Annotated in this window: 11 protein-coding genes; 4 read left to right on the top strand and 7 right to left on the bottom strand. The window is 73.3% G+C overall.

From position 1 onward, the window contains the following. Positions 1-86 precede the first annotated feature (86 nt). Both KG102_RS06990 and serA read left to right on the top strand, forming a co-directional pair. Positions 87-2,324 carry a HelD family protein gene (locus tag KG102_RS06990; protein WP_243884273.1) on the top strand — a complete coding sequence of 746 codons (2,238 nt, stop codon included), beginning with the start codon at positions 87-89 and terminating at the stop codon, positions 2,322-2,324. 71 nt (positions 2,325-2,395) lie between these two features. Beyond that, complete coding sequence (serA, locus tag KG102_RS06985; RefSeq protein ID WP_208213833.1) at positions 2,396-3,595, top strand: phosphoglycerate dehydrogenase; 1,200 nt, start codon at positions 2,396-2,398, stop codon at positions 3,593-3,595. A gap of 76 nt (positions 3,596-3,671) precedes the next feature. On the opposite strand, the gene KG102_RS06980 is transcribed toward serA, so the two are convergent. Next, entirely contained in the window at positions 3,672-3,872 is a 201-nt protein-coding gene (locus KG102_RS06980; protein ID WP_208213834.1) for a DUF5302 domain-containing protein, read from the bottom strand. 112 nt (positions 3,873-3,984) lie between these two features. On the opposite strand from KG102_RS06980, the gene KG102_RS06975 reads away from it, so the two are divergent. After that, positions 3,985-5,007: an aldo/keto reductase gene (locus KG102_RS06975; RefSeq protein WP_208289145.1), complete on the top strand. Its 1,023-nt coding sequence runs from the start codon at positions 3,985-3,987 to the stop codon at positions 5,005-5,007. Positions 5,008-5,010: 3 nt separating this feature from the next. On the opposite strand, the gene KG102_RS06970 is transcribed toward KG102_RS06975, so the two are convergent. The 3 genes from KG102_RS06970 to KG102_RS06960 form a co-directional block, all read right to left on the bottom strand. Beyond that, on the bottom strand, positions 5,011-7,005 hold the full coding sequence (locus tag KG102_RS06970) for a S9 family peptidase (RefSeq protein WP_208289146.1): 1,995 nt from the start codon (positions 7,003-7,005) through the stop codon (positions 5,011-5,013). 56 nt (positions 7,006-7,061) lie between these two features. Then, the gene (gene nrdR / locus KG102_RS06965) at positions 7,062-7,625 is read right to left on the bottom strand and encodes a transcriptional regulator NrdR (protein ID WP_249667505.1); all 564 of its coding nucleotides are present in this window, start codon (positions 7,623-7,625) and stop codon (positions 7,062-7,064) included. A gap of 338 nt (positions 7,626-7,963) precedes the next feature. After that, positions 7,964-8,470 carry a LysM peptidoglycan-binding domain-containing protein gene (locus tag KG102_RS06960; RefSeq protein WP_243884274.1) on the bottom strand — a complete coding sequence of 169 codons (507 nt, stop codon included), beginning with the start codon at positions 8,468-8,470 and terminating at the stop codon, positions 7,964-7,966. A gap of 307 nt (positions 8,471-8,777) precedes the next feature. Here KG102_RS06960 and lexA point away from each other — a divergent pair, with 307 nt between their 5' ends. Continuing rightward, on the top strand, positions 8,778-9,530 hold the full coding sequence (gene lexA, locus KG102_RS06955) for a transcriptional repressor LexA (RefSeq protein ID WP_208213837.1): 753 nt from the start codon (positions 8,778-8,780) through the stop codon (positions 9,528-9,530). 84 nt (positions 9,531-9,614) lie between these two features. On the opposite strand, the gene KG102_RS06950 is transcribed toward lexA, so the two are convergent. From KG102_RS06950 to hflX, 3 genes are read right to left on the bottom strand one after another with little or no spacing between them, the layout of a single operon-like run. Then, a complete protein-coding gene (locus KG102_RS06950) occupies positions 9,615-10,616 on the bottom strand; it encodes an L-lactate dehydrogenase (protein WP_208289147.1) in 1,002 nt (333 codons plus the stop codon). Continuing rightward, a complete protein-coding gene (locus KG102_RS06945) occupies positions 10,613-12,721 on the bottom strand; it encodes an ATP-dependent DNA helicase (protein WP_208213839.1) in 2,109 nt (702 codons plus the stop codon). Before KG102_RS06945 ends, KG102_RS06950 begins: the two co-directional genes overlap by 4 nt. Before the next feature lie 29 nt (positions 12,722-12,750). After that, positions 12,751-14,337 (bottom strand): GTPase HflX, encoded by a 1,587-nt coding sequence (gene hflX / locus KG102_RS06940; RefSeq protein WP_372438341.1) that lies wholly within the window; start codon positions 14,335-14,337, stop codon positions 12,751-12,753. Between the last annotated feature and the right edge of the window lie 2 nt (positions 14,338-14,339).

Genomic DNA, 14,339 nt, shown 5'->3' with positions numbered 1-14,339 from the left:
AGCGTCGTGGTGATCGACTCGGGCAGGGGCGGCACGCACGCACGGCCGGGACGACCGGCGGAACGGAGATCGCCCAGGTGGCAGGCATGGACAACGAGCTGGCCGACGAGCAGCGCGTCGTCGACCGGCTGTACGGCCGGCTCGACGACCTGCGCGCTCAGACCCGGGCCCGTCTGGCCGATGTCCGCCGCGAGGGTCCGTCCGGATCTCCCCAGAACCGCAGCGAGCGGGACGCCTTCGCCACATTGTACGAAGACCGCATCGCCCAGCTCGAGGCCGTCGAGGAGCGCCTGGTCTTCGGGCGGCTCGACCTCGACGACGACAGCCGGCGCTACATCGGCCGGCTCGGCCTGACCGACGCCGAGCAGACGCAGCTCCTCACCGACTGGCGCGCGCCGGCCGCCCAGGCGTTCTACCGGGCCACCGCGGCGCACCCCGACGGCGTCGTGCGCCGTCGGCACGTCGTCACCCGCGGTCGCACGGTCACCAGCGTCGAGGACGAGGTGCTCGACCTCGACCGGCTCGCCAGCGACTCCGACGGGCGGCTCAGCGGGCTGTCCGGCGAGGGTGCGCTCCTGGCCGGCCTCGCCGCGGGGCGCACCGGCCGGATGGGCGACATCGTCGCGACGATCCAGAGCGAGCAGGACGCGATCATCCGCTCCGAGCTGGGCGGCGCGCTCGTGGTCCAGGGCGGTCCCGGCACGGGCAAGACCGCGGTCGCACTGCACCGCGCCGCCTACCTGCTCTACGCCCACCGGCGGCTGCTCGAGCGCTCGGGCGTCCTGCTCGTCGGACCGAGCCGGACGTTCCTGCGCTACATCGACCAGGTGCTCCCGTCGTTGGGCGAGACCGGCGTGGTCACGACGACCGTCGCCGAGCTGTACCCGGGGATCCAGGCGACCGCGAGCGAGGACGAGGCGCTGGCCGAGCTCAAGGGACGCGCGCTGTGGGGCAGCGTCATCGCCCGGGCCGTGCGCGACCGCGAGCGCGTCCCCGCCCAGCCCGTCCACGTGCGGGTCGACGGTCACGACATCGTCGTGCGGCCCAACGACGTCGCGTCGGCCATGGCGCGCGCCCGGCGCAACCACAAGCCGCACAACCAGGCGCGCATCACGTTCGTCCGGGACATGCTCAACCGGCTCGCCGAGCAGTACGTTCAGCAGCTCGGCCAGGAGGTGCCGTCCGACGAGCGCGGCGAGATCATCGAGGAGCTGCGCACCACGCGGGAGATCCGGATCGCGCTCAACCTGGCGTGGATGCCGATCACACCGCAGAAGCTCGTCTCGGACCTGTGGTCCAAGCCGCACCGCCTGGCCTCCGCCGCTCCGCAGCTGACCGCCGAGGAGCGGGCGATGCTCGTGCGCGCAGCCGACGCACCCTGGACGCCGGCGGACGTCCCGATCCTCGACGAGGCCGCGGAGCTCCTGGGCGAGGACGACCAGGCCGCGAGGGCGGAGGCGCGCGCTGCCGCCGAGCGCCGCGTGAGCGAGCTCGCCTACGCGCGGCAGGTCCTGGAGTCGACAGGTGGCGGCGGGATGGTGTCGGCGGAGATGCTCGCCGACCGCTTCGCGGCCACCGGCCCGACCCTCACGACGGCCGAGCGCGCCGCCGCCGACCGCTCGTGGACCTACGGTCACGTGGTGGTGGACGAGGCACAGGAGCTGTCCGCCATGGCGTGGCGGTCCCTCCTGCGCCGCGTGCCGACGCGGTCGCTGACGATCGTCGGTGACGTGGCGCAGACCACGTCGTCCGCCGGTGCCCGCAGCTGGGCGGCCCAGCTGGACCCCGTGCTGCGCTCGTCGTGGCGGCTGAACGAGCTGACGGTGAACTACCGGACCCCCGCCGAGATCGCCGACACCGCCCGGCGGGTGGCCGTCGAGGCGAACCTGCCCGTGAGCCCGCTGACCTCGGCTCGCGACGTCGAGGACTCGCTGGTCGTGGAGCGGTCCACCGACTTCCCGGCGGCCGTCACCGAGCGCACCGAGAAGCTCGTCGCCGAGGTGACCGACTCCTCCGGCGCCGGGCGGATCGCCGTGATCACCGTGGACGCGCGACTCCGGGCCGTCGGTGACGCCCTGCGGGAGGCCGGCCTGCGGCCCGCACTGGGATCCGGGTCGAGCGCCGCCGACCTCGACGCCCCGCTCGTGGTGCTGACCCCGCGCGAGGCCAAGGGCCTCGAGTTCGACGTCGTGGTGCTGGTGGAGCCCGCCGAGATCCTCGAGGCGAGCCCCGGCGACCTGTACGTGGCCATGACCCGCCCCACCCGTGCGCTGCACGTCCTGCACGACCGCCCGCTCCCCCGCGGCTGGCTCACGGGCTCCTGACTGCCGTCTCACGGGTGTCCGAGGGCCGGACCGGTGTGGGCGTCACCGGCCGCGAGGCGCACCATAGGGGCGTGCTGAAGGCCCTGCTGCTCGAGAACCTCCACCCCCAGGCTCGCTCGATCCTCGAGTCGGCCGGCTTCGACGTGACGACCCGCTCCGGGGCGCTCGACGAGGCCGAGCTGGTCGAGGCGCTCGACGGTGTGCACCTGCTGGGCATCCGCTCCAAGACGCAGGTCACCGCCGAGGTGCTCGCGCAGGCGCCCTCCCTCGTGACCATCGGCGCCTACTGCATCGGCACCAACCAGATCGACCTCGCCGAGGCGGCCGCGCGCGGCGTCGCGGTGTTCAACGCGCCGTTCTCCAACACCCGGTCCGTGGTGGAGATCGCGATCGCGGACATCATCTCGCTGACCCGCCGGCAGACCGAGCTCGACCGGGCGATGCACGACGGCATCTGGAACAAGTCGGCCACGGGCGCCCACGAGATCCGCGGCCGCACGCTGGGGATCATCGGCTACGGCAACATCGGCACGCAGCTGTCGGTGCTCGCCGAGAACCTCGGCATGTCGGTGGTGTTCTACGACACCGCGGAGAAGCTGGCGCTGGGCAACGCCCGGCGGATGGACACCCTCGACGAGCTCCTGGAGACGGCGGACATCGTCACCCTGCACGTGGACGGCCGCAGCGGCAACGCCGGCCTGTTCGGTGCCAAGCAGTTCGCGCGGATGCGGCCCGGCTCGGTGTTCCTCAACCTCTCGCGCGGGTTCGTCGTGGACTATGCGTCGCTGCGGGACGCGATCGTGGCGGGTCACGTGGCCGGTGCCGCCGTCGACGTCTTCCCCGTCGAGCCCAAGCGCAACGGCGACCCGTTCGAGTCGGAGCTGCGCGGTCTGCCCAACGTCATCCTCACGCCGCACACCGGCGGATCCACCGAGGAGGCGCAGGAGGCCATCGGCCAGTTCGTCTCGCACAAGGTGCGCGACTACCTGGCCTCGGGGTCGACGACCCTGAGCGTCAACCTGCCCAACCTCGCGCTCGACCCGCAGCCCGGCGTGCACCGCCTCGCCTACCTGCACCGCAACGTGCCCGGGGTGCTCGCGGCGGTCAACGCCACGCTCGCCGAGCACGGGGTCAACATCGAGGGCCAGCTGCTCGCCACCCGCGGGGACATCGGCTACGTGGTCACCGACGCCGGTGCGCCCGTCGACTCCGCGGTCATCGACGCGCTGTCCGCCCGCCCGGAGTCGGTCCGGCTGCGTCTGCTGTCCTGACCCGACCAACGACGGAGGGGCCCGACCACACGTGGTCGGGCCCCTCGGTCGTTCGGCTCAGGCGGAGCCGTTCGGCTCAGGCGGAGCCGGACTTGCGCTGGAACCGTCGCTGGGACGGACCGGCGGTCTCCGAACCGTGCACCTGCCCGGTGTTGGTCGAGCCGTCGGACGTGCGGTGCTGGTTGGTCTTCTTCCGCTCGAGCGCCTCGCGGAACTTCGCCTTCGTGTCCTCGCTCACCGCCGCCTCCGTGGTCGCCTTGTCGTCGTCCTGGGCCATGGGGGTCTCCTTCGATGCTGTGTGTCGACGGACGTCTGCGCCCGCGACCCGCTCAGCCTGACCGACTCGGGCCCGCGACGCCAACTCTTCTCACGCGGGTAGCGTCTCTCGCGTGCCCGCAGCCCTCGATCTGCCCCACCGGCGTGCCGGTGGTCTGTCGTGGCCGGTCGTGTCCCTGGGCCTGTGGCAGAACTTCGGCGCCGCGACGGCGTTCGACCAGCAGCGTCGGCTCGTCCTGCACGCCGTGGACCGGGGCGTCGTCCACCTCGACCTCGCCAACAACTACGGACCGCCGCCGTTCGCCGCCGAGGAGTCCGTCGGCCGGCTGCTGGCCCGCGACCTGCGGGGACGCCGCGACGAGCTGCTCATCACCACGAAGGCCGGCTACCGCGCATGGCCCGGCCCGTACGGCGAGCACGGTTCGGCGAAGTACCTGCGCGCGTCGCTCGACGAGTCGCTGCGCCGGCTCGGTCTCGACGCCGTCGACGTCTTCTACAGCCACCGGTTCGACCCCAGCACGCCCCTGGCGGAGACCCTCGGTGCGCTCGAACGGGCCGTCCGGTCCGGCAAGGCGCGGTACGCGGGCATCTCGTCCTACTCGGCAGACCGTACCGTCGAGGCGCTGCACGTCGCCCGCGAGCTGGGGCTGCCCCTGACGGTGCACCAGCCGGCCTACTCGCTGCTCAACCGCTGGGTGGAGCAGCCGGGAACCGACGGCCGGTCGCTGCTCGATGTCGCTCACGATGCGGGGCTGGCGGTCGTGGCCTTCTCCCCGCTGGCCCAGGGCATGCTCAGCACGCGCTACCTGCACGGCGTGCCCGCCGACTCGCGGGCGGGGCGGGGCGGACCCCTGCGGCCCGAGTGGCTCACCGACGAGGCGCTCGGCCACGTGCGCGCCCTCGACGCGATCGCTCGGCAGGGCGGGCGCACGCTCCCGCAGCTCGCGCTCGCCTGGGTGCTGCGGGACGCACGCATCACGTCGGTCCTGGTCGGGGCGCGGACCGTCGAGCAGCTCGACGAGAACCTCGCGGCGGTCAGTCAGCCCCCGCTCTCGGAGCAGGAGCTGGCTGCCATCGAGCCGCACGCCGTCGACGTCGGCATCAACCTGTGGGGCTCGCGCTCGAGCGACCGCTGAGGCTCAGCCCTCGATCGGCAGGTGCGTCGACCACCACCGCAGCACGTGGTCGAACCGGACCTTGCGGTGTCGCGGACGCCCCGAGCGGGTGAGCTCGTGCCCCTCGCCCGGGAACAGGAGGAGCTCCGTCTCCACGCCCCGACGCTTGAGCTCGACGAACCAGCGCTGCCCCTGCTCGACCGGGCACCGCCAGTCCTGCTCGGAGTGGATGACCAGGGTCGGTGTGCGGACGTCGCCCACGTGCGCCATCGGCGACTGGGCGGCAAGGGCCACGGCACCGTGCTCGTCGTTCGCGTCCCCGAGGTACTCGAGGCCGAAGAACCAGCCGATGTCGCTGGACCCCACGAAGCTGATCGGGTCCAGGAAGCCACGCTCGACGATCGCCGCCGCGAACCGGTCGGTGCGCGTGGTCAGCCACGCGGTGAGGTAGCCGCCGTACGAGCCACCCATCACGCCCACCCGCTCGCCGTCCAGCGCGGGGTCCTCGAGCGCGGAGCCGAGCAGCGCGAGCACGTCCTCGGTGTCCACCGTGCCGAACGCGCCGCGGATCGCCAGCCCGTGCTCCCGTCCGTAGCCGGAGGACCCGCGAGGGTTGCCGAGGACGACCCCGTACCCCGCCTCGACCAGCACCTGCACCTCGTCGAACAGGGCGTGCGTGTACTGGGCGAAGGGTCCGCCGTGGATCAGGAGGATCGTCGGGTGCGGCCCGGAGCCGTAGCGCTGCTCGTCGGGCGTCACCACCCAGCCGTGCACCTCGTAGCCGTCCGGTGCGGTCGCCACCAGCTCGACCGGCTCCCGGACTCGACCGGTCTCCCGCAGCGGGGCGGACAGGTCCGTGCGCGTCTGGACCCTGCCGCTCGCCGCGTCGACGGAGAGCACCTCGCCGGACGACGACGGCGACGCCGCGGTCACCACGACGCGCCCGGTCCGCGATGCGACCGCGACGCCGGTGACGACGGACGTCCCACCCACCAGCGTGGTGGCCGTCCCGTCGGCCGCGACCCGCACCAGGTGCGCCGCACCCCGCCGCTCGACGATTACCAGGGGGTCGCCGTCCAGCTCCGCCAGGGCGCCCGCCAGCTGGTCGCTCTCGGGATCGGTCAGGCGCTCGGGCGCCCCACCGGCGGCACCCAACGGGAGGCGGTAGAGCCCCACCTGCGCGGCCACGAAGTCGCGACCGGTCGGACCCAGGTCGCTGGCCAGCAGCCACAAAGTGCTGCCGTCCGACGACGGAAGCACGGCGTCGACACCCAGCCGGCTGCCCTGGTCGGCGTCGGTGAGCGGTACGGGCGGTGCCGGGTCGCCGGCCGGGGACGCGTCGATGAGCACCGCGTCGCTGCGCAGGTCCGACTCCCGCGAGGCGTGCCGGGCGCTGACCCCCACGAGCGCCTCCCCCGACGGCAGCCACCGCACCCCCGCGACACCGATGTCACCGGCGGTCAGGGCGACCGGCTCCGGGAGCGCGGCCGGGCGCTCCCCGTCCACCGGGACGTCGACGACGAACGCGTGCTGCGGGCGGTCCCGCACGAACCCGATCCCGTCGGCCCGGTACCGCAGCTCGGTGATGTGCCGCGGCTCTTCCGCGCCGGGCGAACCGTCGGCCGAGTAGCGGCCCTCCTCCGGCACCCGCGCGAGGTACACGATCCGCGTGCCGTCCGGCGAGAACCGGGGCTCGGAGGCGCCCAGGGGTGCGTCGGTGAGCCGGATCGGCTCGCCGCCGGCCGCCTCGACGACGTGCACCTGCGGCTTTCCCTCGTGCTCGGCACGCAGGAACACCACCCACCGACCGTCCGGGCTGACGTCCGGGGCGGTGTCACGGTGACCCCGCGTCAGGGGACGCGGGGCGTCGTCACCCTCGAGGTCGACGGACCACAGGTGCCCGACGTACTCGTCGTCGGCCAGGTCCGGCCGCACGACCGACACGACGGCGCGCGTGCCGTCCGGCAGCGCGGCGGGCGGACCAGGGACGTGGAGGAGCTCGATATCCGTAGGAAGCACGCGACGAACCTAGTTGCTCCCGCCGGGTCGGGCGCGCCCCGCCCACGGCGCGGCGCTCAGCTGGACCGGACGCCGTCGTCGGCCGGCTCGACCGGCCCGCCCTGCTCGACTGGCCCGCCCCGCTCGACCGGCCCGCCCTCCTCGGGCACACCCCCCTCGCCCACCGGCGAGGACTCGTGCTCCGCGCGCAGCACGGTGATCGCCGCCTCGAAGTCCTCCAGCGAGTCGAACGCCTGGTAGACGCTCGCGAACCGGAGGTAGGCGACCTCGTCGAGCTCACGCAGCGGGCCGAGGATGGCCAGGCCGATCTCGTACGCGTCGATCTCCGCCGAGCCCGCACCGCGCAGGGTCTCCTCGACCTTCTGGGCCAGCAGCGCCAGGTCGTCCTCGCTCACCGGACGTCCCTGGCACGCCTTGCGCACGCCGCCGGCGATCTTCTCGCGGCTGAACGGCTCGGTGGCTCCGGAGCGCTTCACCACCGAGAGGCTGGCGGTCTCGACGGTGGTGAAGCGGCGGTTGCACTGCGGGCACTGCCGCCGTCGTCGGATGGTCGACCCGTCGTCCGAGGTGCGCGAGTCGACGACCCGCGAGTCCGGATGGCGGCAGAACGGACAGTGCACCGTGATCCCCTTCGAGCTGGCGCGTGACGGCCGGACGACTGCCGACGACGACGATCGCGCCGTGAACGCCTCCGTGACGCTAGGCCACGCGTCCCGCCGTCGCAAGGCGCGTCGCGCCGGGGATGCACGAAGGCGGCCATCACCTGATGGCCGCCTTCGCGGGGGACCCCCCGTCCCTCCTACGGCACCGGCTCGACCCGGTACCGCGCTGTGTCGCCGACCGCTGTGTCGCCGACCACTGTGTCGCCGCGTGCTGTGTCGCCGCGTGCTGTGTCGCCGACCGCCGTGTCCCGCGCGCGTGTGCCGCGCGCCGTGTCGCCGTGTCGCCGTGCTCAGCGTCAGCGTGCCGGGACGACGATGACCTGGCCGGCCATGAGCCCCGCGTCGGGCAGCTCGTTGAGGTCGACCAGTGCGACCACGACGTCCCGCACGTCCTGCGACGGCGTGGCCACCGACTCGGCGATCTGCCACAGCGTCTCGCCCGGCTGCACCACGTGGCGCTGGACCTCCTGCGCGGTGACCGGCCCGTCCGCGGACGCCTGGCTCCCGAGCAGCGTGACGAGCGCCACGACCGTGGCCGCGAGCAGCCACAGGACGACCCGGCCGCGCGTGGTGAGGCGCAGGTGCGCAGCGGACACGGCCGCGGAGGGCGCACCCACGGCGGAGTCCGCCACGCGCTCTGCCCCGTGAGGGGTCGTGGGTCGGGCGGTACCGCGGGACATGCGGTTGGACATGCGGTCGGGCATGCGGTTGGGCACACGGTTGGGTATGCGGTACGCCACGCGCTCAGCCACCCGCTGGGGTGCCACGGTCGACATCGCCGGTCCCATCACCATCGCGCTCATCACGTCTCTCGCTCCTGCTCGGCCCGGCTGACCGGGGTACCGCTGATCGTCGAACGCCTGTTCGTCGAACGTCTGTACGATGTCTACCAGCATCCACCGACACTGTCGAGAGACACGATCGAACAGATGTTTGATCTTCGGCTCCGACATCCCTAGGCTGGCGATGCAGCACAAGCGGACCACGAGCCACTGACACTGCCGCCGGGCAGCCACCGTCGGCGCAGGTCACGGTTCCGCGGACCCGGGCTGGACCAGGCGGAGAAGGCTGAGCGTGCTGCGAGGCGGCCGCCGGACGAGGAGGAGCGCAGTGACGGACTCAGGGGACACGTCCCAGCCCGAGAAGGACCTGGCGACCATCCACACGCTGCCCGACGGCGCACCCGGCCCCGACGGGCTCACGGCGCGGCAGCGGCTCGTGCTGGACACCATCCGGACGTCGGTCGAGTCCCGCGGCTACCCGCCGAGCATGCGCGAGATCGGGGAGGCCGTCGGCCTCACCAGCCCGTCGAGCGTCAAGCACCAGCTCATGGCGCTCGAGCGCAAGGGATACCTGCGCCGGGACCCGAACCGTCCTCGCGCCATCGAGGTCGTGCACGCGGACGACTCGCGCGGCGTGGGCACGTGGACGGCGCCGGACGGCCGCCGGGCGAGCTTCCCCGACCAGGGGGACGGCGAGCGCCTGCCCGCCCCCTCCTACGTCCCGGTCGTGGGGCGGATCGCGGCAGGTGGGCCCATCCTCGCCGAGCAGGCGGTGGAGGACGTCTTCCCGCTCCCCCGTCAGCTGGTCGGCGACGGCGACCTCTTCCTGCTCAAGGTGAGCGGCGACTCCATGGTCGACGCGGCGATCTGCGACGGCGACTGGGTCGTGGTGCGGCGCCAGCCGGTCGCGGAGAACGGCGAGATCGTCGCCGCGATGATCGACGGCGAGGCCACGGTCAAGACGTTCAAGCGGATCGACGGGCACGTCTGGCTCATGCCCCACAACGCCGCCTACTCCCCCATCCCGGGTGACGAGTCCACCATCCTGGGCCGGGTCGTCAGCGTGCTGCGCAGCCTGTGACACAGCCGTCGGGCCGCACCCAGCAGGGTGCGGCCCGACGGTCGCAGTGCGGACGCCTCCGCGGCGAGAACCCGAGCGCGGCGCTCAGAACCCGAAGCGTCGCGCCACCGAGCGGACCGCGTCCGCCGACGAGCGCAGGCCGGCGAGCTCGTCCTCCGAGAGCGGGACGCGGAGCCGCTCGGCCACGCCGTGCGCCCCGACGATCGCCGGGACGGACAGGCAGACGTCGCTGATCCCGTAGAAGTCGTCGAGCAGCGAGGACACGGGTAGCACTCGCCCCTCGTCCTTGAGGACGGCCTCGATGATCCGCGAGCCGGCCAGGGCCACCGCGTAGTTGGTCGCGCCCTTGCCCTCGATGATCCGGTACGCCGACTCGACGACCTCCCGCGTGATCCTGTCCCGTACGTCGGCCGTCAGGGCTCCGTCGCCACCGGCGCCGGTCCACTCGAGCAGCGGCACCGAGCCGATGCTCGCGGACCCCCACAGGGGCAGCTCGGTGTCCCCGTGCTCGCCCGCGATGTACGCGTGGACGTTCTGCACTGCCACGCCCGTGTGCTGCGCGATCAGGTAGCGCAGCCGCGAGGAGTCCAGGACCGTGCCGGAGCCGAACAGCTGCGAGGACGGCAGGCCGGAGATCTTGAGCGCGGCGTACGTCACGACGTCGACCGGGTTGGTGACCATCACGTAGACCGCGTCCGGCGCGACCTCGACCAGCGCCGGGAGCACCTTGCGGACCAGCCCGATGGTCGCCTCCGCCAGGTCCAGCCGGGACTGGCCGGGCTTCTGCTTGGCCCCTGCGGTGAACATCACGACGTCCGCGTCCGCGCACACCGCGATCTCGTCGGACCCCACCACCTGCGCCATGGGCATGAACTGGATGCCGTGGCTCAGGTCCAGCGCCTCCGCCTCGACCTTGGACGCGTTGACGTCGTACAGCGCGATCGAGCGTGCCGCTCCGCGCATCAGGGCCGCGTACGCCATCGTGGACCCGACGGCCCCCGCGCCCACGATCGCCAGCTTGGACGGGCGCCGCCCGCTGCGGAACGGCGTCAGGCCCACGTCTTCCATGTCCAGGCTCTCGGTCATGCCCCCGAGGCTAACGGGGTGGCGAGCCGCTGCAGTGCGGAGACCGCCACCGCTCGGTCCGTGGTCCGCCAGAACGCGGGCAACGACCGGGTCAGGAACGCGCCGTACCCGGCGGTCGCGAGCCGCGGGTCCAGCACCGCGACCACGCCCCGGTCCTCGCTCGTGCGGATCAGCCGGCCGGCGCCCTGCGCGAGCAGCAGCGCCGCGTGGGTCGCGGAGACCGCCAGGAACCCGTTGCCGCCGGCCTTCTCGATCGCGTCGGACCGCGCCGAGCTGACGGGGTCGTCGGGCCGCGGGAACGGGATGCGGTCGATGATGACCAGCCGGCAGGTCGCCCCGGGCACGTCCACGCCCTGCCACAGCGAGAGGGTGCCGAACAGGCAGGTGGCCTCGTCCGCGATGAACTGCGAGACGAGCGTCGGCAGCTGGTCGTCGCCCTGCGCCAGGATCGGGACGTCGAGGCGCTCGCGCATCGCGGCCGCCACCGCGTTGGCCGCACGCCGCGACGAGAACAGCCCCAGGGTGCGACCGCCGGCCGCGGTGATCAGCTCCGCGATCTCGTCCAGCTGCGCGTCGGTGGCCGGCTCGCGGCCCGGCTTGGGCAGGTGCCGCGCGAGGTAGAGGATCCCCTGCCTCGGGTAGTCGAAGGGGCTGCCGACGTCGAGCCCGCGCCACGGGACCTTGCCGGACGCCGCCGTGGCCTGCCCTGCCAGCGACGTCGGGCCGACCGGCTCGGCGTCCGGGCGGACCTCGAGGCCGACAGCGCGCGCGATCGGGTCGAACGACCCGCCGAGCTCGAGCGTCGCCGAGGTGAGCACGCCCGAGCGACCGGCCAGCAGGTTGGTCCGGATCAGCCCGTTGACCGCCAGCGGCGCCGCGTAGAGCCGCGTGAGCACCTGGCCCCGCCGGTCCTCACTGCGCGCGCACCACAGGACCGTGTGCCGGTTGTCCTCGGGGTCGGCGGCCATCCGGTCGGCCACCTCGTGCAGCGCGAGCATGGTCGCCTGGGCGACCTTGCGGCCGCCCTCGGCCGGCGCTGTCGGTCCCGACTCCGGCTTGAGCACGCTGAGCAGCGCGCGGGTGGCGTCGCGCACGCGCGCGACCGCGTCCCGGGCGTCGTCCGGGAGCCCGTCGCGGAACCGGGCCTCCGGGAGCGCGACGAGAACGGTCGCGAGCGCCTGGCTGGCCGAGTCGAGGTCGGTGGTCGGGACGCCGCCGTGGCGACGCGCCAGTCGTGCGGCGTGCTCGATCGTGGCGACCGACAGCTCCGAGGTCGACTGCGCGGTCACCCGGTCGGTCAGCTCGTGCGCCTCGTCCACGATGAGCACCTGGTGCTCGGGCAGCACCCCCGGCGACCCGGAGGCCGCGATGCCGAGCATGGCGTGGTTCGTGACGACCACGTCCGCCTCGCGCGAGGCCGCCTTGGCCTTCTCGGGGAAGCACTCGGCGAGCATGGGGCACTTGCCGCCCAGGCACTCCAGCGAGGTCACGGACACCTGCCGCCAGGCGCGGTCCGTGACGCCGGGGACGAGGTCGTCCCGGTCGCCGGTGTCGGTCTCGTCCGCCCACTCCCGCAGCCGCAGCACCTGCTCGCCCAGGCTCTCCGCGAGGCTCGCGCCGCCGGTGCGCGCGGGGGCGGGGTGCTCGGCCGCGCCGGCGTGGTCCCCGAGGTCGAAGAGCGTGCCCGCGTCGTCGTCCGGGTACCCGCCGGCGACCTTGTGCACGCAGACGTAGTTGTGCCAGCCCTTGAGCAGGGCGATCGCCGGCGGCCGCGGCAGGTGCGGCTCGAGCGCCTTGGCGACGAGCGGCAGGTCGCGCGTGATGATCTGCCGCTGCAGCGCCAGGGTGGCGGTCGAGACGACGACGTGCTCGTCCTCCAGCACCGCGTGCCGCAGGGCGGGCACCAGGTAGCCGAGGGACTTGCCCGTGCCGGTTCCGGCCTGGACCAAGAGGTGCTCGCCCTTGGTGATCGTCTCCGCTACGGCGACGGCCATCTCGTGCTGCCCGTCGCGTCGGACGCCACCGAGGGCACCGACAGCGACGTCGAGGAGCGCCTCGACGGAGTCGTCGCGTGCCGCCTGGACGGAAGGGTCAGCGGTTGGCACCGCGTCAGCCTAGTGGCGGCTGCTGACAGTCACGGACGGGGCTGCGCGGCCGCCTCCAGCTCGGCGGCGAGGCCCTCGTCCACCCGCGCGCGGATGGCTGTGCCGTCACCCGTGTGCTCCTCGGTCTGGATCTCGCCGTGCTCGTGCACCCTGCTCACCAGGTCGCCACGGTCGTACGGGATCACGACGTCGATGCTCACGCCGGGGCGCGGCAGCTGGTCGGCGATGAGCGCCTGGAGCTGGTCGATGCCCTCACCGCTGTGCGCGGACACGACGATCGAGTGCACCTCGCGGGAACGCAGCCGGGCGATCGCCTCGGACGAGGCGAGATCGGCCTTGTTCAGGACGATGATCTCGGGCACGTCCATGGCACCGGGGATGTCCGCGAACACGTGCCGGACGGCGGCGATCTGACCCTCCGGGTCCGGGTGCGACGCGTCGACCACGTGCAGGATCAGGTCGGCGTCGGCGACCTCCTCCAGCGTGGATCGGAACGCCTCGACCAGCTGGTGCGGGAGCGCCCGGACGAACCCCACCGTGTCGGCGAGGGTGTAGATGCGGCCGTCGAGCGTCTCCGCCCGGCGGACCGTCGGGTCCAGGGTGGCGAACAGCGCGTTCTCCACCAGGACTCCCGCGTGCGTCAGCCGGTTGAGCAGCGACGACTTGCCCGCGTTGGTGTAGCCCGCGATCGCGACCGACGGGATGGCGTGCTTCTTGCGGGAGGCCCGCTTGGTGACGCGGGCCGGCTCCATCGCCGCGATCTCCCGCCGCAGCTTGGCCATGCGGTTGCGGATCCGCCGACGGTCGAGCTCGATCTTCGTCTCACCGGGACCGCGCGAGCCCATCCCGGCTGCCGCGCCGCCGACCTGACCACCGGCCTGCCGGGACATCGAGTCGCCCCAGCCACGCAGGCGCGGGAGCAGGTACTCCAGCTGCGCGAGCTCGACCTGCGCCTTGCCCTCCCGGGACTTGGCGTGCTGGGCGAAGATGTCGAGGATCAGCGCCGTGCGGTCGATGACCTTGACGCGGACGATGTCCTCCAGCGCGCGGCGCTGCGACGGTGCCAGCTCGCCGTCGACGACGACGGTGTCCGCGCCGACGCTCGCGACCAGGGCGGCCAGCTCCGCGGCCTTGCCCGAGCCGAGGTAGGTCCCGGGGTCGGGCTTCTGGCGGCGCTGGAGCAGCCCGTCGAGCACCTGCGAGCCGGCGGTCTCGGCGAGCTGGGCCAGCTCGCGCAGCGAGATCTCGGCGTCCGTGACCGTGCCGGAGCCCCAGACCCCTACCAGGACGACCTTCTCGAGCCGCAGCTGGCGGTACTCGACCTCGGTGACGTCCTGGAGCTCGGTCGACAACCCGGCGACCCGGCGGAGTGACGTGCGCTCCTCCAGCTCCAGCTGGTCGCCGTCGTAGCTGGAGTGCACCGTGGCGCCGTCGTGCAGCGTCGCCCCTGCCCTGGCGAGCACCCGGGCCACGACGTCGTCGGCCACCTCCTGCGGGGACCGCGTCTGCGGGGTGTCCTCGGTCTCGCTCACGGTGTGCTGCGGGTCGGTCAAGGGGTTCCTCTTCTCATCCGGTGGCTCCAGGGTCGCACGCGGTGCCCACGCCCGCCGAGGCATTT

It is taken from the genome of Cellulomonas fengjieae, from assembly GCF_018388465.1.
GTDB classification, from domain to species: Bacteria; Actinomycetota; Actinomycetes; order Actinomycetales; family Cellulomonadaceae; genus Cellulomonas; species Cellulomonas fengjieae.
The sequence above is the reverse complement of the archived record's forward strand: the minus strand, read 5'-3'. Positions and strand labels throughout refer to the sequence as shown.

Excerpts from the sequence above, each read along its gene's own strand:
- KG102_RS06950 (WP_208289147.1), bottom strand. The coding sequence starts at position 10,616 with ATGACCGAGAGCCTGGACATGGAAGACGTGGGCCTGACGCCGTTCCGC.
- KG102_RS06990 (WP_243884273.1), top strand. The coding sequence starts at position 87 with ATGGACAACGAGCTGGCCGACGAGCAGCGCGTCGTCGACCGGCTGTAC.
- KG102_RS06980 (WP_208213834.1), bottom strand. The coding sequence starts at position 3,872 with ATGGCCCAGGACGACGACAAGGCGACCACGGAGGCGGCGGTGAGCGAG.
- KG102_RS06960 (WP_243884274.1), bottom strand. The coding sequence starts at position 8,470 with ATGAGCGCGATGGTGATGGGACCGGCGATGTCGACCGTGGCACCCCAG.
- hflX (WP_372438341.1), bottom strand. The coding sequence starts at position 14,337 with ATGCCTCGGCGGGCGTGGGCACCGCGTGCGACCCTGGAGCCACCGGAT.